The organism is Planococcus chinensis, assembly GCF_020071995.1.
In the GTDB taxonomy this organism is placed as follows: Bacteria; Bacillota; Bacilli; order Bacillales_A; family Planococcaceae; genus Planococcus; species Planococcus chinensis_A.
Map to the genome: position 1 here is coordinate 1 of NZ_JABWTK010000069.1, position 225 is coordinate 225.

The window sequence follows — 225 nt, forward strand, 5'->3', positions numbered from 1 at the left end:
TGTCGCATATCCAGTTTTGAAGGCGCAAGCCGCAAGTTTTTTTCAAAAAAAAGCTTGCAATACCAGGTAGACTTGGTATAATAAAACTTGTCTTTCAAAAACAATCCAGTCCAGTGATGATGGCAAAGAGGCCACACCCGTTCCCATCCCGAACACGGAAGTTAAGCTCTTTTGCGCCGATGGTAGTTGGGGGTTTCCCCCTGTGAGAGTAGGACATTGCTGGGC

At 46.7% G+C, this 225-nt stretch carries 1 rRNA gene; it reads left to right on the top strand.

The features are described 5' to 3' along the window. The first annotated feature begins 109 nt into the window (after window positions 1–109). Window positions 110–225, top strand: a 5S ribosomal RNA gene (gene rrf, locus HU147_RS19360).